This is a genomic window from Oleiphilus sp. HI0079 (assembly GCF_001635105.1).
The window spans coordinates 1-1,006 of the sequence record NZ_LWFT01001043.1 but is presented as its reverse complement, the minus strand read 5'-3'; the positions used below and the strand labels follow the sequence as shown (position 1 = coordinate 1,006).

At 44.4% G+C, this 1,006-nt stretch carries 1 protein-coding gene; it reads right to left on the bottom strand.

From position 1 onward, the window contains the following. Window positions 1-814 (bottom strand): hypothetical protein (locus tag A3750_RS18765; RefSeq protein ID WP_156498737.1); only part of this gene is annotated, 814 nt, incomplete at its 3' end. Window positions 815-1,006 lie beyond the last annotated feature (192 nt).

The window sequence follows — 1,006 nt, the reverse complement described above, 5'->3', positions numbered from 1 at the left end:
TACCCTCGAAAACACCTGTATCTGGATTCCATTGATACGATTCTTCTAGCTCCCAATAGTCGCTAAAAATGTCTCCCTCTTGCCCTGTCGGATCCTCATCGGTATACGTCTCACTATTACTTAGCGTTGTCGTCGCAAGATTGAAAGAATAAGTCCAGCTCTCACCGAGATCTTCCTCTTCTGCATTATTGTTGCTATCTAAAACCGTCGCAGTAACCGTATTCCCCTGCCTAACAAGCTCTACCGTGGCCGTTTCAATGTCTCCAACTTGTCGATCTCGGCCTGCGTCACATTGCATAGTTGAAGAGCCACCATTCAAGCTAAAGAATTCTCCTTGAGAATAATTGGTGAGTGTTTCCACCCATGCAACCTCGATCAAGATTGGCTCGTATGACGGCATTGGAGCACGCTCAAAATTAAATTGCTCATCCTCAGAGATGGAGCCATTGTTATTATCGTCCACTTCTATCGTAAGCGTATCTCCGGCTACTTGAGCAAAAATATCAACCTGTCCAATAGAGTCTGTAAGGCCCGTATCGTCATTTCCATCAAAGGTAATTGAAGCAGTAAGTTCGCCAGTTTGAGGGTTAATCGAGTAGGTCCCCCATTCCATCCCACTCACTTCATTAGGGTTTTCAGGGTTTAAAGGAGCAACTTCGTCTATTTCGAGATGCGCATAGGTACCGTTGTCAAAAAACACGAATGCTAATAGCTCATTCGTTGTCTCAGTATTGATCCTGAAACTCGAGAACTCACAGCTTCGATTACCTTTGACGGAAACTTCGATACCGGCCTTACAGACTCTATCGGGCAAGTTGATATTTTTGCTCGAGTTGATGGCAATACACTTACCATTCAAGTTGATGATAATGATAGTGGCACCATTGAAGAAGGCGAAGCAACAGATTTCACTCGTTCATCTAACGCCGGTATCCTCGGCGCTTGGACCAATACTGAGACAACGAATGAGCTATTAGCATTCGTGTTTTTTGACAACGGTACCTAT